This window comes from Paenibacillus silviterrae (assembly GCF_030167925.1).
Lineage (GTDB): Bacteria > Bacillota > Bacilli > Paenibacillales > NBRC-103111 > Paenibacillus_G > Paenibacillus_G silviterrae.
In genome coordinates this window covers 287,338-312,288 of sequence record NZ_JASKUT010000002.1, presented here as the reverse complement: position 1 = coordinate 312,288, position 24,951 = coordinate 287,338, and the positions used below count along the sequence as shown (strand labels likewise).

16 protein-coding genes and 1 riboswitch are annotated in these 24,951 nt (G+C 51.5%); of the genes, 9 read left to right on the top strand and 7 right to left on the bottom strand.

The annotated features are described in order from the left end of the window. Positions 1-4: 4 nt before the first annotated feature. From QMO62_RS25075 to QMO62_RS25065, 3 genes are read left to right on the top strand one after another with little or no spacing between them, the layout of a single operon-like run. Positions 5-238 carry a hypothetical protein gene (locus tag QMO62_RS25075; protein WP_284645239.1) on the top strand — a complete coding sequence of 78 codons (234 nt, stop codon included), beginning with the start codon at positions 5-7 and terminating at the stop codon, positions 236-238. Between the two features lie 27 nt (positions 239-265). Then, complete coding sequence (locus tag QMO62_RS25070; protein WP_284645238.1) at positions 266-1,369, top strand: GerAB/ArcD/ProY family transporter; 1,104 nt, start codon at positions 266-268, stop codon at positions 1,367-1,369. A gap of 5 nt (positions 1,370-1,374) precedes the next feature. Next, positions 1,375-2,475: a GerAB/ArcD/ProY family transporter gene (locus QMO62_RS25065; protein WP_284645237.1), complete on the top strand. Its 1,101-nt coding sequence runs from the start codon at positions 1,375-1,377 to the stop codon at positions 2,473-2,475. 113 nt (positions 2,476-2,588) lie between these two features. Here the strand turns inward: QMO62_RS25065 and QMO62_RS25060 are convergent, their stop codons facing one another. From QMO62_RS25060 to QMO62_RS25050, 3 genes are all read right to left on the bottom strand, one after another. Then, entirely contained in the window at positions 2,589-6,470 is a 3,882-nt protein-coding gene (locus tag QMO62_RS25060) for a polysaccharide lyase family 8 super-sandwich domain-containing protein (protein WP_284645235.1), read from the bottom strand. Positions 6,471-6,693: 223 nt separating this feature from the next. Beyond that, the gene (locus QMO62_RS25055) at positions 6,694-9,795 is read right to left on the bottom strand and encodes a glycosyl hydrolase family 95 catalytic domain-containing protein (protein ID WP_284645234.1); all 3,102 of its coding nucleotides are present in this window, start codon (positions 9,793-9,795) and stop codon (positions 6,694-6,696) included. Between the two features lie 9 nt (positions 9,796-9,804). Beyond that, positions 9,805-11,547, bottom strand: coding sequence for a DUF4091 domain-containing protein (locus QMO62_RS25050; protein WP_284645233.1), 1,743 nt, complete (start codon positions 11,545-11,547; stop codon positions 9,805-9,807). A 339-nt stretch (positions 11,548-11,886) separates the two neighbouring features. Between QMO62_RS25050 and QMO62_RS25045 the strand changes: the two genes are divergently transcribed. The 4 genes from QMO62_RS25045 (at position 11,887) to QMO62_RS25030 (ending at position 17,924) form a co-directional block, all read left to right on the top strand. Further along, positions 11,887-13,530, top strand: coding sequence for a type 2 periplasmic-binding domain-containing protein (locus QMO62_RS25045; protein ID WP_372516735.1), 1,644 nt, complete (start codon positions 11,887-11,889; stop codon positions 13,528-13,530). An 82-nt stretch (positions 13,531-13,612) separates the two neighbouring features. Beyond that, on the top strand, positions 13,613-14,584 hold the full coding sequence (locus QMO62_RS25040) for an ABC transporter permease (protein WP_284646664.1): 972 nt from the start codon (positions 13,613-13,615) through the stop codon (positions 14,582-14,584). Between the two features lie 13 nt (positions 14,585-14,597). Next, positions 14,598-15,473, top strand: coding sequence for a carbohydrate ABC transporter permease (locus QMO62_RS25035; RefSeq protein ID WP_284645232.1), 876 nt, complete (start codon positions 14,598-14,600; stop codon positions 15,471-15,473). Between the two features lie 60 nt (positions 15,474-15,533). Beyond that, positions 15,534-17,924, top strand: a complete 2,391-nt coding sequence (locus QMO62_RS25030) for a helix-turn-helix domain-containing protein (protein WP_284645231.1) — start codon at positions 15,534-15,536, stop codon at positions 17,922-17,924. Between the two features lie 112 nt (positions 17,925-18,036). On the opposite strand, the gene QMO62_RS25025 is transcribed toward QMO62_RS25030, so the two are convergent. The 4 genes from QMO62_RS25025 to QMO62_RS25010 form a co-directional block, all read right to left on the bottom strand. After that, positions 18,037-19,320: a Gfo/Idh/MocA family oxidoreductase gene (locus tag QMO62_RS25025; protein WP_284645230.1), complete on the bottom strand. Its 1,284-nt coding sequence runs from the start codon at positions 19,318-19,320 to the stop codon at positions 18,037-18,039. Positions 19,321-19,562: 242 nt separating this feature from the next. After that, entirely contained in the window at positions 19,563-20,615 is a 1,053-nt protein-coding gene (locus QMO62_RS25020) for a LacI family DNA-binding transcriptional regulator (protein WP_284645229.1), read from the bottom strand. Between the two features lie 153 nt (positions 20,616-20,768). Continuing rightward, positions 20,769-21,734 (bottom strand): NAD-dependent epimerase/dehydratase family protein, encoded by a 966-nt coding sequence (locus QMO62_RS25015; RefSeq protein WP_284645228.1) that lies wholly within the window; start codon positions 21,732-21,734, stop codon positions 20,769-20,771. 13 nt (positions 21,735-21,747) lie between these two features. Then, positions 21,748-22,938 carry a glycine C-acetyltransferase gene (locus QMO62_RS25010; protein ID WP_284645227.1) on the bottom strand — a complete coding sequence of 397 codons (1,191 nt, stop codon included), beginning with the start codon at positions 22,936-22,938 and terminating at the stop codon, positions 21,748-21,750. Positions 22,939-23,162: 224 nt separating this feature from the next. Then, positions 23,163-23,268, top strand: a riboswitch (SAM riboswitch). A gap of 61 nt (positions 23,269-23,329) precedes the next feature. Here QMO62_RS25010 and QMO62_RS25005 point away from each other — a divergent pair. Beyond that, positions 23,330-24,346, top strand: a complete 1,017-nt coding sequence (locus tag QMO62_RS25005; protein ID WP_284645226.1) for a homoserine dehydrogenase — start codon at positions 23,330-23,332, stop codon at positions 24,344-24,346. 32 nt (positions 24,347-24,378) lie between these two features. Continuing rightward, positions 24,379-24,939 (top strand): helix-turn-helix domain-containing protein, encoded by a 561-nt coding sequence (locus QMO62_RS25000; protein ID WP_284645225.1) that lies wholly within the window; start codon positions 24,379-24,381, stop codon positions 24,937-24,939. The last annotated feature ends 12 nt before the right edge of the window (positions 24,940-24,951 follow it).

Below are 24,951 nucleotides of genomic sequence, written 5' to 3'. Positions count from 1 at the left end.
GGTAATGTGGACTGCAATAGGGATCATTGCAGCTTCTCTCGCTATTCTTGCGATTGATGGACCGAGGCTTCGAAAATTGCAGCCAAAACGGGATTTCATCGTATTCTCCGGTTTTCTCCTGCTCGGCACCGGCCTAAGCATCATCGAGTTTGCTACGCATCTGGAACTGCCGAACCCGTCGGATCTGCTCATTGTTGTCTACAAGCCGGTCCATTATGTCATAACAAGCTTACTGTAATCATGTCCTAGGAAGAAGGCGGAAGCGGTGGAAAGAGCGAAAATCAACGCATCGGAGCTCGTTGCGCTGATGCTGCTATTCGAGATAGGAAGCTCCGTGGTTGTAGGGCTGGGCATGCAAGCGAAGCAAGATGCATGGATGGCTATTCTGATCGGTATGGCGGCCGGTTTCATCCTGTTTCTCGTCTATGACTATTTGTACCGGTATCATTCCTGCCTATCCTTGATCGGCTATTTGCAGATCATCCTTGGGAAATGGGTCGGCCGGGCGGTTGCTTTTCTATACATCGTTTACTTTTTATATATCGCTGCGAGAGTGCTGAGGGATTTCGGAGCCTTGCTGTTAAGCTCAACACTCCCCCTCACCCCGATGCTAGTTGTCAATATGATTATGATGCTGGCCGCGGTATACGCTTGTTCGCTTGGAATCGAAGCCATCGGAAGAGCTAGTGAAATCTTCCTGTGGATCATACTCATGCTTGCAGTATTGGCTATCTTCCTCCTCACCGCATCAGGCGTTATCAATTGGGAGAATTTGAAGCCGCCGCTGGAGCATGGATGGAAGCCCGTACTGAAGACGGTGTTCCCGCAAACCATGACGTTTCCTTTCGGAGAAATCGTCGCCTTCAGTATACTTCTTCCGTATTTGAACAATCCGCTTCACGCAAGACGTCTCGGTCTTGTTGCCATCTTAATCAGCGGTCTTATTCTGAGTTTCATCATCGCGGTTAACATCAGTGTGTTAACGGCATACAACGCAGAGAACTCAACCTTTCCGTTACTCCGAACGATCGGCAAAATCCGGTTGGCCGGTTTTATCGAGAGGCTGGAGGCGATTGCCATCGTCACTCTGATTATCGGCGGTTTTTTCAAAATTACGATCTTTTATTATGCAGCGGTAAAAGGCGCTCACGAACTGTTCCAAGTCGGGACGCGGAAAGAGCTTGCCTTGTGGCTCGGTTTGCCGCTATTGGTCTCTTCCGAAATCATCGCCGACGGGTATACGGAACATATCGACATCGGTCTCAAGCTCGTTCCGTTGTATCTTCACCTACCGTTTCAAGCAGGCATTCCTCTTTTGCTGCTCATAATCACTTGGGTACGCAAAGGATACTATCCCACAAGCAGGTGATCGTCTTGCAGAGTCAACAAACCATCAGCGTCCGGCAGTTCATCATCCTTATAACGTTCTGCACGGTGGGCGATTCCATTCTGGTTCTGCCGTCGATCCCCGCCCTGCACGCCAGAGAGGATGCCTGGATATCCGGACTGATAGGCCTTATGATGGGACTGCTTTTCATTTATTTTTTCGCCGTGTTCGGCAAGCTGTACCCCGGGTTGACTATTTTCGAATATAACCGGAAATTGTTCGGGAAGTGGATCGGCCGATCCGCTACCCTTCTTCTTATCTATTATTTCTTCCTGATGGTATCCTCGCAAGTACGGGAGATCGGTGATTTTATGACGACGCAGATCATGCCGGAAACTCCCATCCAATCGATTGTGCTTTTATTTCTGCTTACCTTAGTGGTCGGTGCCCGCCTTGGAATCGAAACCATTGCACGGGCAGGAGAAATTTTCATTCCTCACTTTTTCCTGCTTTTCTTGATTCTCGCCGTTTGCCTGGTGCCGGAAGCCGAGTTTCGGAATATATTTCCGATCCTGGACAACGGCATCGCGCCGGTTCTTAGGGGGGCGCTTACGACCACCACGTTTCCATTCGCAGAGAACGTCATCATGCTGGTGATTCTCCCATCGGTCAAACAGAGCAAGCCGCTTGCCAGAAACATGCTGATCGGAGTATTGATAGGCGGAATCATTCTGGAGCTGGTGATCGTTCTGACTATTGTGGTGCTGGGGGCCCCAATCACAGCCTATCAAATGTATCCCAGCTATGCTCTTGCCAAGAAGATCAGCATCGGCAATTTTTTGGAGCGGATTGAAGCCATGCTGGCGATCATGTGGATCATGTCCACTTTTTTCAAGGCGGTGCTTTATTTTTATGCTCTCATGCTCGGATTGTCTGATTTGACGAAGCTAAAGGAACCGAAGACGCTGGCACTTCCGCTCGGCATGATTCTGCTCGTCTCCTCCATTGCTGCGTTTCCGAACGCTTCATATTTCAACGATCTTATTGACAATTACTGGCCATATTTTGATTTTACATTCTGTCTCGGGCTGCCTCTGCTGCTGCTCGCAGTAAGATTCGTCAGAATAAGGTCCGGAAGTTTGCGATAGCCATAGCGGGAGCCGGATACTTGCTATTGCTCCGACCCGATCACTTGCTCCTCCATTAGTAAGAAGAGACACTAACCGCAACATCGTCAGTGTCTCTCCTTACAGTAGCAGTATTATTTTTTCTTCAAATATGCGATATCATCCAACAGCTTCCGCGCAAACAAGGCATCCATTTGTTTACCGGCTTGCGCCTCGATCTCATTCTGCAAGGCTTTCAGCCCGTTCTGTACTTGCTCGGCATCGGACCGGGCTTTATGAATATGATCGACTTTGGAAAGCAAGCTGTTCGATACGCCTTGATTCCCGATCCAGCCTTGCTCTCCTCCATAACGGATCAACTCGCCCAAATGGTCGATATCCATCATCACCTCAAGCGTAAACTCGCGAGCCGTAACGTTTCCGGCCTGATCGGATGCGGTCGCTTGAATCGTATGCCTTCCGGATGCAAGCGATAACGGCGTTACCATCAAAGGCTCGCTCATTTCCGCACCGTCCAATTTGAAAGAGGTGCTTGCAATTCCACTTAACGAATCGGTGACCGCGAAGCGAATGGCTGCCGAAGCCGTCCGATAGACGGCCAGCGATACCGTCGGCTCGATCGTCGGTCCGGACATATCGAGCATAACCGTTGCCGACTTGATCGTTTCTTGGTTTCCGGCGCGGTCGACGCTATAGTACTCGATGGAGTGAACGCCTTCCGTACCGAGGCTGATCGTATTGCCCTTGGCATAAGCCCCATGGTTAACACGGTATAACGTTTCAGCGATGCCACTGCCTTGATCGGCTGCAGTCAGCTTCACCGTTTGCGGCGAAGCTTGCCAGCCGGCTTTGACATCGTCGGTTGTAGTGGGAGCAACCGAGTCCCTGAACGTAATGACATGCGATTTACCAATGGAACCGGCCGTATTCACGACCAGCTTAATCGTAGGCGACGTTTGCACTACTTCGATCGTGGCGTCGTGACCCACGACGGACAACTCCGCTTTGTTCAACTCAATCGTTACCGCGCTTTGCTTTTGCGTCGGATCGGAAACGGCGAGCGTGACCGATCCGTTCGATTCCTTCATCATAACGGACGCCGGGTTGTAGGCGGTCAGTCCGTCAACAGTACCCGCGTTCCAGAAGTTCGCGGCGGTAATGCCGAGGCCTGCTTCTTTCACGGCATGCACGTCTTGTGTCTGGCTAAGAATCGCGATGTTCGGACTTTCGCTGTACACTTCCGTCGATGCGGCATCCTTCCCAGGCAATAGCACGTAGGCGTAGGAAGCGTCGGTCGGATTCACCCCGTGATCAAATGCCAGGCTTAAATAATTTCTCGTAATCGGGGCTGGGCTTCCCCCGGAGTTAATATCCTTCCATGCGCCGGTTCTGGCTTCGCGAAGTCCCGCTATGGTCGCATCTTTAGGGAAATAGTAGCCGATATCGGAATTGGCTTCGTTGCCCGATAGGTGTGCCCACTTGACGTTATCCATCATTTCGGACCAACCCAGCTCAGCCGGTTTCCTCGCTCCGTTCACCGTGAGCGCATTGTCGCAGTTACCGTTCAGCTTCCGGTTTTCCACAATCGTTTCTGTCTTTCGGTTGTCCGTACCGGTAATGCCGCTTCCGATCGCGACGATTTCATCGTCGAAGGAAAACCACGACTTCTTGCCCTGCAATGTGCTTCCCGTGCTCTGCTCGAGCGAAAAGTGCATCCCGGCGGCGCCGTACAGGCCGTCGATTGACGATCCTCCGACCCAATCCTTCGGGTTCATGTAGGCAGCCCAATCCTTCGGCGTCTTGTAGGATCCGTCCGTCGTCGTTCCCGGCAGCCGGTACGAATCGACGGTCGGCCAGAAGTCCTGACGAAACTGGGTCAAATCGTTATTGTACAGTGAAGTCATGCCTATCCCCGTATACCAGCCTCTTCCATTCTCCCCGTTGCCGTATTCGAAGGCGCTGATCCGGTCGGAGAACATGCTGATGCCCAAGCCGAACCCGGGTCGTAAATGAACGATCCTGTCCATACCGGCAAACACTTGATGCTTGACGAGCTCCCCTCTCGGCTCGATCGCCGAATCGCTCATCAGCTTTTTGACCAGGCTCATTTCGTAGATCGGCAGCCCTTCTACATAATTGGTATAGGTTGTGTCCGACCGGATCCATTCCTTGACCATCCGTTTGATGGAGACCGCTTTATCCGCCGGAGCGCTTTCGGCCAGACGCAGAATCGTCATAATGATGCCTCGGGCACTGCCTGCCGTCTGTCGGGAAATGCCTCTCCCATTCACCATATCCATCAGCTGGCCCTTGTATATGATCGGCTCGAAGGTATCGGCCACCCAATCGTACACGTTGTTTACGTTCGGATCGCTCACCGTCCATGGAGATCCGTTCAGCAACAGCATCATATCGGCGGCACGATTAAGCCATACCGCTCCATACCCGCCCGTATACGCGATGTTGAAATGCTGGACGAGCGAACCGTCCTTGTATACGCCGTCTCCTTTGGTCGCATAGACGAACTCGGGCCCGATCGCATCGCGTCCCTGAACAATTTTGGCGCTCAGCATGCCGATGATTCCCCGAAGGCTCACGACAAAAGCCTTATCGAGCAGGTTGGCGCCCGTTTCCTTAACGCCGTTGATAGCCCGCACCTTCGGGTCGCGTACAAACCGGTCGATCGGCTTCATATAGTTGTTGAGCTGGTCGGCGGATAAATGGTCGTACATAAGCACCATAATGTCGTTGACGATCTGGGGTGTCCCGATTTCCCAATCCCACCAGTTACCGTATTCGGTCTTCTTCTCATTGTACCGGTTCGCATACATCCAATCGAGCGCCCCGACGATATCGTTGCGGAGTGATTCATTATGATATAAAGGCGAGCCTGGGATCGAGTACGCGAGCGACATCGTCCGCAAAGCGCCGTATGCCGTCGATATTTGCGCCGAATCGGTCACGCTGGTCAAATCGCTCCATAAATACGTCCGATCCGCCGATTGGTTCAGCCTATCCCAGCGGCCGGTCCGTTCCGGGTTGGTCACATTCGCCGCAAGCGCAGTGACATAAGCTGCGATGTCAGGGTCGGCGGTATTCGCCCGGCCGCCTCCTACCAGCTTGTCGTACCAAATTCCTCTCAATGTGTCATAGGCTTGAAGCATGTCGGGAGATTCCACGCCGATCACGCATTCGGCCGTAAGCCTTCCGTCCATCGTCGCCACCTTGATAACGGTCGTACCGTAGCTTTTTCCCGTAACGACCCCGTCCGCCACGACGGCAACATCAGGATTCGTAGACGTCCAGATCACGGATTTGTCAGGAGCATCTGCGGGTGTATAGATCGGATTTAGCTTAATCGATTGATCCTTCCCGATCGATATGAAGTCGCGGTCCAAATCAAGACCGGTCAGACCGTCCCATTTCACAAGCGTCACCTCATCAAACCATACATTTCCTGTTCCCGTTTCGAAGAACGGTTCAATTTTCAGCTTTGCTGCGCCTGCCGGTATCGTCATAAACGTTTCCTTCAGAATCCAATCGTTCGTTCCCGACAGCTTGGCTGTTGCGGGACCGTCACCTACTTTTTTACCGCTGCTGTCCAAATATTGCGTCCTTGCGAACACCCCGTTCGCGGCAACGACGTTATCGGTTTTTATCCAAACGCCCAGCTTGTAGCGCTGTCCGGGCGTGACCGTGAACGTACCGCTTATGGCGGTTCGGCTTGCTGAGGCGTGCTCGATTCGAACGGAATTGCTTCCTTCGTGAACAACCGTGCGATCGATAGCCGCTTTGCCGCTTCCGCTGGCATACCATTCCGTCCAACCGACAGGTTCTATGTTACCCACCCATTTGTTCCGCGTCGTTGTCACAGTCGTCTCGAATCCACCATTCGAGATGAGATTCGTTTCTTCAGCTGCAATGGCTTCTACAGCAAAGGAAGGTATTACTAAAAATGACAGCATCGCAATGATAATAGCAACGTGGATGGTTTTAAAGACTTTTTTCTTGAACACTATAGGCACGCTCCTTTATAAACACATCTGGATTGCATCCCTTCCTGTTTCAGAAAAGCGCTTACAAAGACGGGGAAACTGCCCCTCCGTCTTCTCTCATAACCAGACCACCACCTCTTTTAAGTTCTCATTGTCCATTGTAGGCGGTACACACTAATTTGAAGGTGTAATATTATGCCCTTTATGTGCACATTTATGACGTGCTCCTGCTATAAAGAAGCAATTACAAATAGGTGTAGCTTTTGTTGATAACCAGTACATTCACTCTCCATTCCAAATCGGCCATGCTGCGAAAATTGATGTTCAGATAGCCATCTTGCTTTTGCGAAATAGATAAGATATCCGTTTGGAATTCCCCCGCCCTCAACGCCTTCTCCGGCTTCCATGCGCTTTGCCCGGGAATGCCGATCTCCGTGTAAGACGGTGCGGCGCTGTCTCCTGTTACGAAAAGCAAGTCGTATCTTCCCTTCGGTAACTCAATAAAAAAAGTCGCTTCATCAGCCCCTCCGATAAAATCTCTTCGCAGCTCATCAGGGTTCCCGCGGTCAAGCGAGATAAGCTTCTCGGCACGTAACCATCCGATGCCTGAATACGGTGTAAATACGGTTTCGGTTGTGATTTTGCGGAACGTCTGTCCGAGGATCCCCTCATTGTGCATTTGCCTGGGCAGTACGTTCCCGTAATCCTTATCCAGAATAGCCGGATTCACTCCGCAATCGAGCCGGAAGGCCGCCAGCCTCGATTCCCGGCTGTTGCCGGCATAATAATCAAATGTGAAATGATCGAGCATCCGGTAATATTGTGTATCCTTGTTTTTACCGAGAAACACTCTTCTGTACGTATGAGCCTCATGAGTGCGGGGATAGCCGTTTTGCTCTATAGGCTGCGGATTATACGAGCAAAGGGGCTCCGAATCGGCTTGGGGATATATCGCATACTCCCCATACGGATTCGTAAGAAAAGAAATCAGACCATCCTCCAAGCTGTACTCTATCTCGGAACGCTCAGCCCCTTCTATGTGTACTGCAATGATCTTCTCATCCCTTCCAAAAGGATTGCGAATCGTTATCCGTCCGCCTGCCCTGCTTTTCATTCGAACCCATACGGTTCGGCCATCCCTCATTTCGGCACTTACTTCGAAGCCCCCAACGGCCAATAATCCGTGAAATGCGCAATTCTCCCATCTTTCGTAGGAACGAACCTTATGTTCAAGATGATGCTCATACATACCGACCGTCCGTTCCGGTTCACTTTCTCCTGAAGGCACCGCCGGAAATACGTCGATCACTCCGTCATAGCTTTGCAGCAGCATTTCGTTGACAGCGGCGACAATGCCTCCGGAGCCTTCTGTCATATGCGGATGGTATAACGGCTCGTTCGTGATGTTGCAGTAATTCATCCAGCGCTCCGTTTCTTCGGCAAACAACCCGTTGCTTCGAAGCGACAAATCAATGCCGTGCTCGTAAAGCAGCCGAAGGGCTGTGTTTCCTTTTCCCAGCCTGGCGGCGGCACAGGAGAGCCAACCGAACTGGAATACGCCGTATTCGATATGATTTTCCACATAGCGAAGCGTATTTTCCGCTCGTTTCCGCTGCGAGGGCTCACTATTCTTGTTGAATTCTCCCACCGGATATATGGGCATGAGAAGCGACGGGTGACGTAAATGCAGCTCCGCGGGTGCCCACTCCGAGTCCAGCAGTATTTCGCCGTAACCGGGAGATTCGCCTGAAGGGTAATCCGTGAGCAGCTCAGCCATCTCTTTCCATCTCTTGCGGTCGGCTTCCGATTCTCCCAATAGCTCGTTTGCTTCGCAGGCCATATTCAGTAAATACTTGATAGCTGCCAACGAACAGGTCGAATTTCGGGTTATCGGCCCTTGTTCCGGTGATATATCGGGGAAAACGCAGAGCCTGCCCGAATGGTCATCCATCTGCAAATAGCCTTCAAAAAACTGTGCAAGCCCTTTAAATACGCGATACGCTTTCTCTCGCAAAAAGTCCATGTCCATGCTATACCGGTAATAGTCCCATAAAAATTGAGCGCACCACGGCCATATACTCATATATGAAGCATGCGGGTAGTCCGCAGAAATACCCTTCAGACCGTAAAATTGCTGAGCCATTCGCTCGGCAAGACCCGCATACGAAAGCAAACCGTCGGCAAACACCTCCGCTATTTCAAGCCGGTTAGCCGTATAAAGCGGTGCGAAAGCCGCTTGAATATTAACGTCCCAATACCACATACTGCCCCACTTGGTAGGCTGCTTAATATCCCATAAGCCGTTCAAGCCGCAGGCCTGCTCGCGCATGTTACCGCCTTGGCCGCTGCAGCATGCAAGCGCATATAGGTTTAGATGCCATAAATCCTCGATCATTTTGTCCGGCACGGTAATGGAGGAGCGCTGGCAAAAGCTTCGCCAATGCTCTTGGTGATCCGCCATCATTTCCTCCACCCGTTCCACGGCGGTATTTAACCTCCGTACTGCTTCGGCAAGCAGGTCCTTGGTTACTTCCTCCGTTACGACCGTTGTTAGTAATGTGAGGTCTTCCTTTGCATCAAGGGGACGAATCCGGATGGAGCCATCCAATGCCTCAACGGCCCCTTTGGCCCCGACCAGACGCATCATTACAATAAACCTGAACGGCTCAAACCGCTCTCTATCCTCGCCGTCCGGATAGAAGGAGCCTTGATAATAAAATGTCGTATCATCCAGCTGATGATACACGACATCCATCTCCGCATATCTCCTGGAAGGAACCGTCAAGTCAATGGATTCTAACAGAGAAGCATTGGACTGCCTGATTTTCGTGATTACGTAATCTCCATCTTGGGAAACGATGGTTTGCACATCAAGCTTGTTACCCGCTTTTTCCGTACGGAAGTGTACGGTTGCTGTGTCCATATCGAGCCGCAGCGAGTAGTGATCCGGATCGGCCAGCACGGCAGAGGGATATAAATGAATTTCCCCTGTTGGATAATGGGAAGAGCCGCCTGCGGGTTTGCCGTATTTTCTATACATGCTGTTCGGGTTCAAGGCATCACCGTATAAATAAATCGGGCCGCCGCCCGGATCCCGGTATAGATCCGTCGCTAACTTCTTCAATTCTTCAAACGTATATCCGTATTGGCGCGATAAATCGGGGCCTTCTCCGGCTCTATACTTTTTCGAGTACCGGTTAAGCTTCTGATAATAAACCTCATAATGATTCAGAGCGACCGTAAGCCGATGCTCCTCGAAAAATACCATACCGCCGAAATGTCCGTTGCCAAGCGGCAAAGCTTCGTTCCACCCGCACGTGGCGTTGTCGAATGTAATGCTTCTCATACGTCCCTCCTACTCAGCAGGATCAAATGGCTCTCCCTTGAGCGCATACAGCCGGTCATAGTCTTCTTCCTGAAGACTGTACAATTGACCGGCGGTTTTTCCTGAGCCGGGAGCCAGCTCACTCGGCTGGCCGAACAGGAACACAGTCTCCAGCAAACGGTCCACTTGCTCGGCATACCCTTCTTTTTTCAGCATTTGCATATATTCGTAGTCGCGTATCCCCTTCTGCAGCCACTTGTACCGGAGGGAGAGCAAGGGGGCTCCCCGTTTGCCGGGATATACGAAGTTGGTATCCCCCGCCTTCCAGATCAGAGGCCGATACGAAAGCTTATGTAGAGGGTCATCCGGCCAGACGGTATAGTTCCAACGTAAAAATCCGTCCAGCTTCAGTTTCTCCACTAGCCAAGGTATGACACGGCATTCGATGGAAGGCGAGCTGATAAAGGTGTTAGGCTTATCCGGATTACAGCAAACGTAATAGGCCATCGTACCTTTGATTTCTTTTTTTAGCTTCATCAGCTGGTCGAACTCTTCTGCGGCGCATTCGAGATCCGGCACATAATCCACGATGCCTTCGATTTCCTTTTGGATAAAGGAGGTATGATTGACAGCCGCTTTATACCGGAAATGGGGCGCAATGGATTGCAAATAGTTCAAGCTCCGTTCGAACAACGGAATGTCCGCCGGCTCATCGGCTACGACACGTACCCGCTCTATCCAGCCTTTTTCCCTGAAATGCCGCTCCAAAGCCTGAATATACGAGGTCAGATCATCCGGATCTCGGATAAACTTAAAGCACCCGGCAGCTTCATCGAAATACCGGACCCTGATCGCATCCGGGTAGCCTTCCACGATCCCCGTATAGCCTTCGTCATCGTGCCTCCATATGCCGATCAACCCGAAAACCTCGATTTCTTGCGTAATCCCGTGCTTTTCACCCAGCGCCACATAGCGGTCCAAGTGCGAGAAGTCGTACTGGAATCGTCCGTCCTTCGATTTCACAACCGGTACGATGCTGTATTCGTTCAAGTCCGATGGCTCCACGTCGATAAAGGTGCGCTGGCCGCTCCACGGCTCTTCGGATACAATCAGGGACAAAGCTTTCTGCCCGAGATGCCCCAAGCTTTCCAGATAGTGGTCCAGAATTTCGAAATGAGCGTCTGACCAGTAAGAAACTTCGTACTTCCTTGCAATATTGCAGTTATGCTGCCACAGATCCAAGTAAAAGGAATATCCGCTGCTGGGCGGCAGCATCTCATCATGTATCGTGAGGCTAAAGGTCAGCTCATGCTCCAGGGTCTCATCTTCAAACATGGTATGCGTATAAAAGCTTATTTTCCCTGCATATGTCCCGGGCGCGGCGGCTTCGTCCGCATGAAGCTCAACCCAAGCGGGCTGAATTTTACGTTTCGGCACGTACAAATGGGATTCTTCCAGCAGCACATCGGACCGTGGGACGCGATGGTCATCCTCGATCAAGCCGATCCACCGGAGCTCCACCTTGACCGGGGCATCGGTTTCCACTTCGCATCTGATGATCGTTATCGGTCCTCCCTTCCACAGAAGGGCATCTCGGCTTAGTGTGACCAGCATCTCCTCTTCATCCGAGTGAAGCAGCGCTTGAAAGGCGGCACTATCCCGCTTCAGGCAGTGAAGATCCATATGCTTAACAGACGTATCGTTTCGGCCTTGCTTCCACCAATTCGACGACCAGACATACTTGTAAAACATGCTCTGCAGTCCGACATTCATGACTCATGCCTCACTTTTGTGTAAAATGGCGAATCGATCAACGCATACAGTCCGTTGCGTCCGTTGCACCAACTATATCAATAAGGCGTCTTTGGGTACATAGACGGTTTTTAATATGAGATGACTCGTTTTCAACTGCGCCTCTGCAGCGCCTGCACGAGCCGGTACAAGTCTGGAGATTGAAATCGGTCAATGGTGGTGAAATATCGTCAATCCCGGAATCTTACGAAAATACTACGTTTGCGAAAAGGTGAACGTATCCAACGGCTCCCGGACACGCTACAATAAATCTCACAGGTAGCCCCCTCAGGGAGGGCTGACCCAAGGACCTTAACTTGAATGGATAAAAAGGAGGCTCTTGCATTGAAGACAAAGATGAAACAAACGGGCACCATCTTACTTGCTTCTACGCTCGCCATATCGGTTGCCGCTTGTAGCGGAGGAGAAGGCACAGGTACTGTAGCTACTCCACAGCCGGGGAGCGATGCGCAACCGCCGAAGCTGACAAACCTGACGTACTGGGTAGCCAATCACAGTGCGGCGGCAGCGCAAATGAAGACCTATGCCGAAATGGAATCCTACAAAGAATTAGAAAAAATCACGGGAGTCAAAGTTGATTTCCAGCATCCACCGCTTGATGCGCAGCAGGCCAAAGAACAGTTTAACCTGGTCATGGCTTCGAGCCAGCTGCCGGACGTGATCGAAACGATCTGGACGTCGAACTATCCGGGCGGTCCGGAGAAAGCGATTCAGGACGGGAAAATTATTAAGCTGAACGATTATATCGATAAATACGCGCCGAACCTGAAGAAACTGCTGGCGGAACATCCGGATTGGAAAAAACAAATCATGACGGATGAAGGCAGCATCTACTCGTTCCCGTTCTTGCGCGGCGGGGATAAGGTACGAGTATTCTTCGGCCCCGGTATCCGCCAGGATTGGCTCGACAAGCTCGGACTAAAGATGCCGACGACGATCGACGAATGGTACACCGTTTTGAAAGCGTTTAAAGAGAAAGATCCGAACGGAAACGGCAAGGCGGATGAAATCCCGTTTTATATCGACAAAGCGATGATCGGTGTGGATGCTCCATTCCTTGGCGCATGGGGCGTCAACTACAGCTTCTATCAAGATAAGGGCAAAGTGAATTACGGCCCCATTCAGCCGGAGTATAAGGAATTCCTCCTTACCATGAACAAGTGGTATAAGGAAGGACTTCTCGACAAGGACTTTGCGGCTCCGAACGACAAGCTGTATGACAACAAAATGACGACCAACCTGCTCGGCGCTTCGGTCTTCTACAACGGCGGGGGCATCGGCAAATATGCTAACTTGATGAAAGACAAGGATCCGAGCTTCAAGCTGGCAGCGGCTCCTTATCCGGTACTGAAGCCGGGCGACAAGCCGATTTGGGGCCAGAAGGACTTCGCAAGCAACGGCGTCGGAGCCGCGATCACCACAAGCAACAAGAACCCGATCGAAACGGTTAAATGGCTTGATTACGCTTACGGCGAGAAAGGCGAGCTGCTCTTCAACTACGGCAAGGAAGGCGTCAGCTACAAGCTCGAGAACGGCAAGGCGGTATTCCTGCCGGAAGTGCTTAATCCGCCAAGCGGAGTAAGCCTGCAGCAGTCCTTCGCCAAGCATAACCGCTCGACCTGGAGCGGTCCTTACGTACTGAGCGACAACTTCCAAACGCAATACCTTGCTTTGCCTATTCAAAAGGACGCGCTTGCCATCTGGTCCGCACCGACGGCCGAACGCAAAATGCCGCTGGTAACGCCTACGAAGGACGAAAGCAGCAAGTTCGCATCGATTATGACCGACATTGAAACGTACCGTGACGAAATGCTGCTGAAATTCATCATGGGTGCGGAGCCGATCGATAACTACGATAAATATGTAAAACGCATTCAAAGCATGGGCATCGAGGATGCCGTCAAAATTCAACAAGCGGCGCTTGAACGTTATAATAAGCGCTAATACGCAGCGATTGGACTGGGAGATGAAGCGGTTCATCTCCCTGTTGCAATTGTTTCAAGAATATAAAGGAAGGGTGACGGCAATGGCGCAAAGTACCGGGAATCCTCTAACGGCCACCAAACGAATCAAAGCATCCGGCGACCCGAAGGTGTGGCAAACGATTCGTACCGACGTGAAACGCAATTGGGCGATTTATGCCATGGCGCTACCTGTTATCGCATATTACATCATTTTCCACTACGGACCGATGTACGGATTGCAAATAGCCTTTAAAGATTTTGCCCCCGCGAAAGGGATTTTGGGCAGTCCCTGGATAGGGTTCAAGCATTTCGAAAGCTTCTTTAACGGCATTTATTTCTGGCGGCTGCTCAAAAATACACTGCTGATCAACCTTTACGAGCTTCTGTTCGGATTTCCGGCGGCAATAGTGCTCGCGCTGCTGCTGAACGAGATTCGCAATGCGTTGTTTAAACGATTGGTGCAAACGATTTCATATTTGCCCCATTTTATCTCGATCGTCGTCGTTGCCGGCATGATGGTCGATTTCTTAAGCCGCGACGGCCTCGTTAATCAATTGCTGGCTCCCTTCGGGATCGAGGCGATCGACTTTCTGAAGGAACAGGATTGGTTCCGCTTCCTGTTCGTATCGTCCGGCATATGGCAAGGCATCGGCTGGGGTTCGATCATTTACTTGGCGGCCATCGCCACCATCGACCCGACCTTGTACGAGGCGGCCCGCATGGATGGCGCCAACCGATGGAAGCAAACGCTGCACATTACGATTCCCGGCATTATGCCAACGATCGTCATTCTGTTCATCCTGAACATGGGCAGCATGCTTACGGTCGGCAGCGAGAAGGTGCTCCTGCTGTACAACCCGCTGACTTACGAGACGGCTGATGTCATCTCGACTTACGTATATCGTAAAGGCGTTTTGGAGGCAAGCTACAGCTTTACCGCCGCCGTTGGTTTTTTCAACTCTGTCGTCAGCTTCATTCTGATTATCGCCGCCAATAGCATCAGCAAGCGGGTTAGCGAGAACAAACTGTGGTAAGGAGGCGTAACGTATGAAACCAACCGCCGGCGAGAAGACGTTCGGATTATTCAACACCGTTCTCATGATCGGGCTTTGCTTGGTTACTTTGTATCCATTCATCTATGTATTGTTTGCCTCGCTCAGCAATGCGTCTTCGTTTCTTCAGCATCGCGGGCTGCTGCTCGGCCCGGTCGGCTTCGATCTGGAAGCATACAAGGCCGTGTTCAACAACCCGATGATTATGAAGGGCTATCAGAACACCCTGTTCTATGTTGCGTTAGGCACGACAATCAATCTTTTCATGACGGCCATCGGCGCCTATGTTTTATCCAGGCCTAAATTGTATTTTAAAAATACTATGATGTTCTTCATCGTCATTACGATGGTATTTCACGGCGGACTTATCCCGACCTATCTGCTCGTGAACGATCTCGGGATGATGAATACGGTGTGGGCGCTGCTCATTCCGGGCGCAATCAACACGTTCAATATGATCATTATGCGCACCTCCTTCCAAAGTGTTCCTGTCAGCTTGGAGGAGTCCGCCCGAATGGATGGAGCGAGCGAATGGACCATTTTGTTCCGAATCGTGCTTCCGCTCTCCATGCCCGTGATTGCTGTTATGATCCTGTGGTATGCAGTGGGTCATTGGAATTCCTACTTCAGCGCCTTGGTTTATTTGCGCAACCGCGAGATGTACCCGCTTCAGCTCGTTCTGCGTGAAATATTGATCGCCAACAGCACCGATTCGATGATGACGGGCGTTGCGAGCGACGATAAATTTGCGATTGGTGAGACGATCAAATACGCAACGATCATTGTTTCGACGCTGCCGATCATCTGCTTGTATCCGTTTCTGCAAAAATATTTCGTCAAAGGCGTAATGATCGGCGCGATCAAGGAATAGTCTCCGGGGGTCATATCTGTTACAATTGTGTCAAGCTAATTGAAAATGGACGTGACGCTTATGAAAACACTGCTGCGCCTGCTTCCGATCGGCAATCGTAAAAGTGCGCTTATGACAATGTTCGTTTCCCATTTGGTCATTCTGCTGGTTCCGCTTGCCATGGGCTTGTTCCTATATACCAAGGTGGAGAAGAGCTTGGAGCTGGGGGCGAACCGCTCGAACATCGCGATGCTCGAGCAGCTGAGGTTTTCACTCGACAGCAAGCTGACCGAAGTGGACAATTTGATGGTTCAGGTTGCGCTGAATCCGAAGCTGGATTACTTGCTCAAGATTCCATCCGACGCTTCCGCTTCCGACAAATTCCTGTTTATCGAATTCATGCGTGATTCGCTTGGCCGTTATCGCAGCTTGACAAGCAATTTCATATTCGATTACTACGTTTATTTCGCAAGCAGCGATACGATTGTCAAACCGGACCTGGTGACGGATTCCCGAACCTTCTACAGCTTATTTTACAGCTATGAAGATATGACATACGACAAGTGGCACACGGAGCTGACCCGTTTCCATCCGGCGACGTTTATTCCTGCCGCTCCTTTGAAGCAGGGAACGGATGGACAATCGGCCGCAGGCATCGATTCCGGGCCGACGGACGTCGTCACCTACGTCCAGTCGCTCCCGATCCGTTCCACGCAGGATATTCTCGGCAGCTTCGTCGTATTAATCGATCAAAGCCAAATCAAGAAAATGTTCGCACAGCTCGAATATGCGAGCCAAAGCGCCATCTATATTATTGATGATTCGGGAAGAATCGTGATGGGTACGGACAACAAGCCGCTGCCGAAGGAGCTGCTGGCGCGCATGAACGAAAGCGCGGAGCCTTTCGCCTACCCGCTCGCGGGCGTGGATCAGATGGTATCCTTCACCCCGTCGCTGAAGGAGGGCTGGAAATACGTTTCCGTCACCCCTAAGAATGTGTTTATGAAGCAGGTCAACCAAATCCAGACTTGGGCTTTATGGCTCTTCGCCATTTGCGTAGCAGCCGGTCTGCTTGCTGTGTATGCTGCGGCCTACCGTAACTACCTCCCTCTCCAAAAAACGATCCATGCGATCCTGGGAGGCAAACAGCTCAGCGGACATCAGCCTTCCAATGAATACGAGTTAATCCGGCAAACCTTCGAGGGCTCCTTGCACGAAGAAAACAACTTGCGCAGCCTTCTGGCTCAGCAGACGCCGGTCATCCGGGCCAACTATTTATCCCGGCTGATTCGCGGCTATGCGGACATTGACGGCTCCCCGGAAAGCGAGAAGTCGCTCCAATTCATGGATATTTCCTTTGTAAGCGACCGGTTCGCCGTTATGATTGTTCAGATCGAGGACATGTCCCGGTTTACCTCAACGGAGTCCGAGCAGCAGTGGGCGCTGGTCCGCTTCATTATTTCGAATATCGGCGTCGATTTGGTACGGTCTAATCACAGGGGCTTCGCCGTAGAGCTGGAACGGGACCGGATAGCGCTCTTGATCAATCTGCCCGCGGAGCCGTCGGAGCAGGAGGCGGACTTTTTGCGGGACATTGCCGAGTCGCTTCATCAAGTGATTCAGCAGCGCTTCAAAATCGACGTGACCGTTGCCGTCGGAGGCGTTCATCACGGTGAAAAGCAAATCGGCGACAGCTATGCGGAAGCCCTGGCGGCGCTTGATTATAGAATCATTAAAGGAAGGAACGTCGTTATCCATTTCCAGGACATTACCGACGTCAAACAGCATTACTATTATCCCCTTGAGATCGAAGTCCAGCTTGTCAATTTCGTGCGAAGCGGCGATGCGGAAAGCGCCTTGAAGCTGCTCGGCACGATCTATTCCATGAACTTCGATTCCAGCCATATTACGCCGGAGCTCGGCAAATGTTTATTTTTCAACATCACAAGCACCTTCTTGAAAATCGTTAACTCCACCAATATGGTGCAAGAGGAATGGCTGGGGCCCGATTTCGATCCGATCAAGGCGGTGTTCAGCAATCCGACGGCCGAAGGGATGTACCGCAAAACGATCGAGCTGTATGAAACGCTCGCCCGCTCGTTTAAGGCGGATCGGACCGACCATAGTACGCAGCTGCTCCAGGAAATCATACGGCTGGTGGAGAGCAGCCTGGACGATCCGAATCTGGGCCTTGCGATGATTGCCGAACGATTGCAAATGACGCCGCAGTACATTTCGATGTTCTTCAAAAAGAACAACGGTCTCAACTTGCTTGATTTCATCACACGCAAACGGATCGACAAGGCGAAGCGTCTGATGGAGAATAAAAATTTGACGAATGCCAAGATCGCCCAGATGGTCGGGTATACGACCCACGTCGTATTTATCCGAGCCTTCAAAAAGCTGGAAGGCATCCCGCCGGGGAAATACCGCGAGAGTATGCCGGAGGCCATAACCGGCTCCGATAGGTAAGCTCTCCCCCCTAGTCCGACATCCATAACGCAAACAAGCCTGCCTTAGCGCCATCGCTGAGGGCAGGCTTTTTCTTTCTGGCACAATCGTTGATTACAGTTGATTACAGGGACTACTCTTCCTTGCCGGAATGCAGACCCTCGGTCAGCCTCTCGTGAAATAACGTAATATCCACCGGAGCTCCGCCCTTCAAGCGGGATTCCTCCGCAGCGAACGCCATCAAGTGGCTTCGAACGGATACGGACGCGGAGGTTAGGCTTTCTCCCTTGGTTTCTCCGCGCACTTGATTAAGAAAATCACGGATGATCCCTACGTCGCCGCCGTTATGACCTACTTTCGAATCATGCAGCCGGATGACGCTTTGTTCCTTCGTAACAAAATCGTATACCGTGATTTGGTTTTCTTCCATATTGCCGCGAATTTCGCCTTTGGTGCCCATAATCTGAACGATTCTCGTATTGTCATGCGTAAAGCCGCACATGCTGAACATCGCTGTGGCGCCGCCTTCAAATTCCATTGTCACCACTTGATGGTCGACTACGTTATTGTCGCTGCGGTATACGCATCGACCGTACGGCGTGGTACGCAGCGCATGCAGTATCCCTTCCTTGCTCGTATCCCCGGTAATTTTCCGGGCCCAGCCGCTGCCTTCCCCCAGGTAATACCGCGGGGCGTAATAGGAACAGCTCGCTTCCGCAGGACAGCCGTCCAGACAGCGCTCGGGAGCGCCTTCAGGAGCGCATTCCTCCTTGAAGTGCATCAACGAACCGAACGAGCTGACGCGAAGGCATGGCTTGTCGAGGACGTAGGCGAGTATGTCCATGTCATGACAAGATTTGGCCAGTATCATCGGACTTGAGACGTCGGAGTTGTTCCAGTTGCCGCGGACGAAGCTGTGCGCCATATGAAGATGGCCCACGTTCTCGTTCAACTGAACGGAAGCGATGTCGCCGATCTTCCCCTCACGGATGATGCGCTTCACCGTTTGCCAGAAGGGCGTGTACCGCAATACGTGACAGATCGATAGCAGCCTGTTATGCTTCTTTGCCGCAAGCTCCATCTCTACACATTGTCTCGGGTCGGGCGACATCGGCTTCTCCAGCAGGACATGATAGCCTTGCTCAAGGGCCCCCAGCGTCGGCTCGAGATGCATGCGGTCCTGGGTACAGATGATGGCGATATCGGCGACAGAAGGACTTTGCAGCAGCTCTTGCCACGATTCGAATGTCTGTTCTGAGGATAAGCCATGCGCTTCCGCGAAGGCTTGCCTGCGCTGTTCGTTCGGCTCAGCCACCGCAACGAACGCCAGCTCGTGGGGATAATGCAAAGCGTAAGGAGCGTAGGCGTAGGCGCCACGGTCTCCGGCACCGATTAAGACGGCAGTCACTTTTTTCATAAGTTAATTTCTCCTCTCAGTTGGGGTATATCTACGCTTTGGAACCGATAAAGAGATGCCCTTGCTTACTTAACAATATGTAAATCTAAGCGGATACACGAAGCTTGTAATGTGGCTGTTATACTTGCGGCCTCACCTCCTTACAAATATATGTAATTTCTAAGCCTGCTATGTTGCACCCAAATCAGGAAAACGTTATCCTGCTAAGTAAAAAAAGTAGTCAAGACTAAGCTTGACTATCTTTATGTAGATGTAACGGACACGGGGCTTGACGACTCGCGGATTATGAGCCGGTAAGGCAGCAGCACCTTCGATGCTTGGGGCGAATCCGCTTGAATTTGATCCAGCAGCGTCTTTACTGCCGTCATCCCGATTTCGGCTTTAGGCACGTGCACCGAAGAAAGCGGCGGTGTCGTATATTTTGCGATATCGATGTTATCCATTGACATCACAGCCATGTCTACCGGGATTCGCAGGCCGGCCTCGATGACGGCGCGCATGGCGGGAATGGCGAGCTGGTCGCTGGCCGCGAACAACGCCGTCGGCAGGGAACCGCGCTCCCGGTTAATAAGCTCGCTTACGAATTTGAAGCTGTTGTCTATATTCCAGTGGGTGTTAATGATCCAGGAAGTATTCAAGGGGATCCCCGCTTCAAACAGCGCATATTTGTAGCCTTGATAGCGTTCCTCGGTATCCAGCGCTCCGTTATGGCCGCCGCCCCCTACGAAAGCGATGCTGCGGTGACCGGCGTGGAGAAGATGCTCCACGGCCGACTTAGCGGCTGCCGTCCGGTCGTAATCGACAAGGGGAATATCCAAGCCCGACGCACTGATGCCAACCACAGGCAGCGTCGTCGATTTTATATATTCGATGAGGGTATTGTTAATCCAGCCAATCACGATCAAGCCGTCGATTCGGTGCTCGAGAATCATTCTGGTTAGCGCCGTTTCAGCTGTTGCTTCCTCGGGGGTATGGACGAAAGCAAGTGAATAACCCGTTTCGTTCAAGCGATTCATCATACCCGAGATGATGGGAGAAAAGTAAGGATGGCCGTCCCGAATATGAGGACCTGATACCAGGCATCCGATCTGCTTGGAAGGCCGGGACTTCTCTCTGCCGTTCTTCACCAGCGTACGAGCGGATTCGTTCGGTTCATATCCGAGCTCACGGACCGCGTGCCAGACTTTGGCGGCCGTATCGGGATTGATGTGTCTGCTCGTATCGTTGTTAATAACCCGAGATACGGTAGAAATGGAAACGCCTACGAATGTAGCTATGTCTTTCAAGGTGGTCAATCGCAAGCAGCTCCTTCCGGTTCTTCGCAAGAAAACAAGCCCAAACGTTTTCCTGAATTCAGGATAGCAAACCAAAGAAGCTCTGTCAACGAAGAAAAGCATTCAATGGAAGGAGCTTCGAGTCCCTTTTCCTTATCCGCACAGTTGCACGAATCAGCTTATCATTTTGCTGCAGTTCAGCTTGGCTGCGAGCTTGATCATCATATCGTCGGTCATTCGTTCCAAGTCGTACTGCGGCCGGAAGCCCCATTCCTCCCTCGCGGCCGTCGGATCAATCGAATCCGGCCATTCTTCCGCAATCGCTTGGCGAACCGGGTCGATGGAATACTTGAGCTCAAATTGCGGCAGATGCCTTCGGATGCTTGCGGCTATCCGCTCCGGATCGACGCTCATGGCGGTTACATTAAAGGCATTGCGGTGTTTCAGCCGGGAGGCATCCGATTCCATCAATTGAATCACCGCGTCAATGGCGTCGGGCATATACATCATGTCCAGGAAGGTCCCTTGCTTCAAATAGGAGGTATAGCTGCCCGTTCGAACAGCATCCACATACATTTCGACGGCATAATCCGTCGTACCGCCCCCGGGAGGCGCACAGTGAGAAATTAATCCCGGGAAGCGCAGCCCTCGCGTATCTACGCCAAATTTATGAAAGTAGTAGTCGCACAACAGCTCGCCGGACACTTTGTTGACCCCGTACATGGTCAAAGGCCGCTGTACCGTATCCTGCGGCGTGCCCTTTTTGGGGGCACCCGCTCCGAATGCTCCAATAGAGCTAGGCGTAAAAAATTGACACCCGAGCTGTCGCGCCGCTTCGAGCGCATTAACCAATCCGCCCATATTCAAATTCCATGCGTATACAGGATTGATCTCCGCTGTTGCGGAAAGCAGTGCCGCAAGGTGAATGATCGTATCCGCATGGTGCTCCCTGGCCGCCTCCAGGATCAACGGCCCATTGCACACATCAAGGATGCGGAATGGCCCGGATAAGGCGGCCTCGCTCTGACCCTCCCGGATGTCCGTCGCCAGAACGGAATCCTCTCCATAAATATCACGCAGCCGTACCACCAGCTCCGAACCGATCTGGCCCAAGGCTCCGGTCACCATGATTCGCTTCATGGTAAGCACCTCCTTATATCAAGTCCAGCTCATGACCGACCTTCTCATAAACGGCAAGCGCCCGGTCGAGCATCTCTTTCGTATGCGCCGCCGTAGGCATGTTCCTGATACGTCCGGTCCCCTTCGGCACGGTCGGAAAAACAATGGCTTTGGCATAAACGCCCTCTTCGTACAGCCTGGTACTGAATTGCTGCGTCGCTTCCTCATTTCCGAGAATACACGGCGTGATCGGGGTTTGTGTGTGCCCTATAGAGAAGCCGAGCTCTTTAAGACCGCGCTGCAGGTAGGCGGCATTTTCCCATAACCGGTCCTGGAGTTCCTTGCTGCCCTGCAAAATGTCGATCGCTGCGATACAAGCCGCAACGGAACCCGGCGGCATCGCAGTAGAGAACAAAAACGGACGGCTGCGTACCTTCAACCATTCAATCAACTCGCGCGACCCGGCCACATACCCCCCTACGACACCGACTGCCTTCGATAACGTGCCGATCTGAATGTCAATTCGGGCGGATAAGCCGAAATGCTTTACTGTGCCCGCTCCACCGCCAAGCACACCCGAACCGTGGGCGTCATCCACATAAGTAATGAGATCGAAAGCCTCGGCAATATCTACGATTTCGGGCAGCTTGGCGATATCTCCATCCATCGAGAAGACGCCGTCGGTAATCACCATGATGTTTTTGTATTTGCCGGATTCCCTGGCCTCCTTCGCTTTAGCACGTAAATCGTTCATATCCGAGTGTCGGTAACGAATAACGGTTGATTTGGTTAAACGGCAGCCATCGATAATGGACGCATGGTTCAGTTCATCCGATAATATCGCGTCATCCGCACCCATGACAGCAGAAATGGCAGCCATATTGCAGTTAAAACCCGACTGGAAGCTCAACGCCGCTTCGGTTTGCTTAAATGCCGCGAGCTTCTCATCAAGCTTGGCGTGAAGCTGTAAGGTACCGTTGATCGTCCGGACGGCACCGCTGCCTGCGCCAAACGCTTGCGTCGCTTCGATCGCCGCTGCGACCAAACGGGCGTCCGATGCCAGCCCCAAATAATTGTTGGAAGAAAGGTTGATCAAGCTGCGACCGTTCATACGAATGATAGGGCCGTTCGCGCTTTCCAGTGGCTCAATCGTATTGAACAGTCCCTGGGCTTTCAGCTCGGCAAGCTGCTGCCGAAGATATGAGGCAAACGTTTGGCTTGTCATGAACATGACCTCCTTAGGTTGGGAGTTACAGCACAAGATTGTATGTTATAATGTATTTATTGTGCGCTTTAGTGTACTTATACGTTATATTATACACTCGTATGCTATAATGTAAATACATATTTTGCCTAACTCATCCACTACGATCAATAAGAAATTGACAATCCGGAAGAAGTTCAATAAAATAAAAGTCAATAATTTCATATTCAGCTGTATAACAGCTTTTCTTATTGCGAGAGGTGGAGGGACTGGCCCTATGAAACCCGGCAACCGGCCCATCAAAGGGACAAGGTGCTAAATCCATCGGAACGAGGTTCCGAAAGATAAGAAGAGGACGATTGCGTTCTAACCTCTTCTTGGAAGAGGTTTTTTTATTTTAAGGGGGATGGCTATGGAGCAAACGAGAGATTCGATCGGAATCGCCTTACTCGGTTTAGGTACGGTAGGCAGCGGCGTGGTGAAAGCATTGACCAGCAATGCCGAGAGGCAAAAGGAAAGCTTCGGCGGAAAGATTGAGCTCTGCGGCGTCTTGGTTCAAGATCTGTCGAAGCCGAGAAGCGTGGACATTCATCCGGAGCTTTTATTCGATAACTACAAACAACTCTCTTCCCATCGTCGACTTCAAGTTGTCATAGAAGTGATGGGTGGCGTGGAGCCCGCCAAAACGTATATAGAAGAAGCACTCCGTTCCAAGAAACATGTGATTACGGCAAATAAGGAGCTTATGGCCAAACATGGCTCGGAATTGCTACGGTTAGCCAAGGAGATGGGCGTTCATTTGCTGTATGAAGCCAGCGTCGGCGGAGGGATCCCGATTCTCGGCGTGCTCTCCCAATTTCTCCGTTATAATAAAATCGAACGTATCTCAGGGATATTGAACGGCACAACGAATTTCATTTTGACCAAAATGATGCTCGAATCGCTCGATTACGAGACGGTGTTAGCCGAGGCACAAGCATTGGGCTTCGCCGAAGCGGATCCGACGTCGGATGTGGAGGGCTACGACAGCATGTATAAGCTGATCATTCTTGCTCGGCTAGCCTGGGGTGTGGATACAACGCCCGAACAGGTGATTCGCCGGGGTATCACCCACTTGACCTCCAATGACATCGCCTATGCTAAAGAACAACATGCCCGATGGAAATTGATCGCCTCCGCTGAGAAATTTGAAGACGGAACCGTGCAATTAACCGTGGAGCCGAGACTTATCCCGGAGGGACATCCGTTATACGGAGTGATGTACGAGTTCAATGCCGTGCATTTATCCGGCAACCTCGTGGGCGAGCTTACGTTCAGCGGACGAGGTGCCGGTGAAATGCCTACCTCCAGCGCAATCCTAGAGGATTTGGCCTACGCGATGAACCATTCCCCTGAGACGATCATCGCCGATCCGGTTAACATATCGTAAGCTTAAGAATGAATGAGTAAGGAGACTGTAACGTGGAAACAGATCAGATTCATAAGAAAATCGGCCGGAACCTGCTGAACATCCGCAAAGCGAGATCGCTCAGTCTGGATCAGGCAGCTGAATTAACCGGCGTTAGCAAAGCGATGCTAGGGCAAATCGAACGCGGCGATTCGAATCCGACCATTTCCATCCTATGGAAGATCGTTAACGGGCTTCGCATTTCATTTACTTCTCTGATTGAAGAGGAATCACCGGAAGTGAAGCTGATCCGTTACGGGGAGATGGAGCCTTTTCGAGAGGAAGAGGGGCTGTATCGCGCCTATCCGATCATCCCGTTCGATCAACAAAAAAAGTTTGAGGTCTATATTGTTGAGATGGATCCCGACTGCTTGCATAACTCGGAACCCCATAACGAAGGGGTGGAAGAGTATATTGTAATCCTCCAGGGCCAGCTTCACGTTACCATTCAAGAGGAATCGTACCATCTGAATGCGGGTGACGCGCTTCATTTTGTAGCAGATAAGCCCCATGTTTACAGCAATACTTCCCGCCATAAGGCTGTTTATCAAACGATTATTTATTATCCGTCCTGAAGTCCGTGTTCT

Bases quoted from the DNA above. Each gene is read 5' to 3' on its own strand.
- QMO62_RS25040 (WP_284646664.1), top strand. From the start codon at position 13,613: ATGGCGCAAAGTACCGGGAATCCTCTAACGGCCACCAAACGAATCAAA.
- QMO62_RS25010 (WP_284645227.1), bottom strand. From the start codon at position 22,938: ATGACAAGCCAAACGTTTGCCTCATATCTTCGGCAGCAGCTTGCCGAG.
- QMO62_RS25025 (WP_284645230.1), bottom strand. From the start codon at position 19,320: ATGAAAAAAGTGACTGCCGTCTTAATCGGTGCCGGAGACCGTGGCGCC.
- QMO62_RS25050 (WP_284645233.1), bottom strand. From the start codon at position 11,547: ATGAATGTCGGACTGCAGAGCATGTTTTACAAGTATGTCTGGTCGTCG.
- QMO62_RS25030 (WP_284645231.1), top strand. From the start codon at position 15,534: ATGAAAACACTGCTGCGCCTGCTTCCGATCGGCAATCGTAAAAGTGCG.
- QMO62_RS25045 (WP_372516735.1), top strand. From the start codon at position 11,887: ATGGATAAAAAGGAGGCTCTTGCATTGAAGACAAAGATGAAACAAACG.
- QMO62_RS25075 (WP_284645239.1), top strand. From the start codon at position 5: ATGTGGACTGCAATAGGGATCATTGCAGCTTCTCTCGCTATTCTTGCG.
- QMO62_RS25005 (WP_284645226.1), top strand. From the start codon at position 23,330: ATGGAGCAAACGAGAGATTCGATCGGAATCGCCTTACTCGGTTTAGGT.
- QMO62_RS25055 (WP_284645234.1), bottom strand. From the start codon at position 9,795: ATGAGAAGCATTACATTCGACAACGCCACGTGCGGGTGGAACGAAGCT.
- QMO62_RS25015 (WP_284645228.1), bottom strand. From the start codon at position 21,734: ATGAAGCGAATCATGGTGACCGGAGCCTTGGGCCAGATCGGTTCGGAG.
- QMO62_RS25035 (WP_284645232.1), top strand. From the start codon at position 14,598: ATGAAACCAACCGCCGGCGAGAAGACGTTCGGATTATTCAACACCGTT.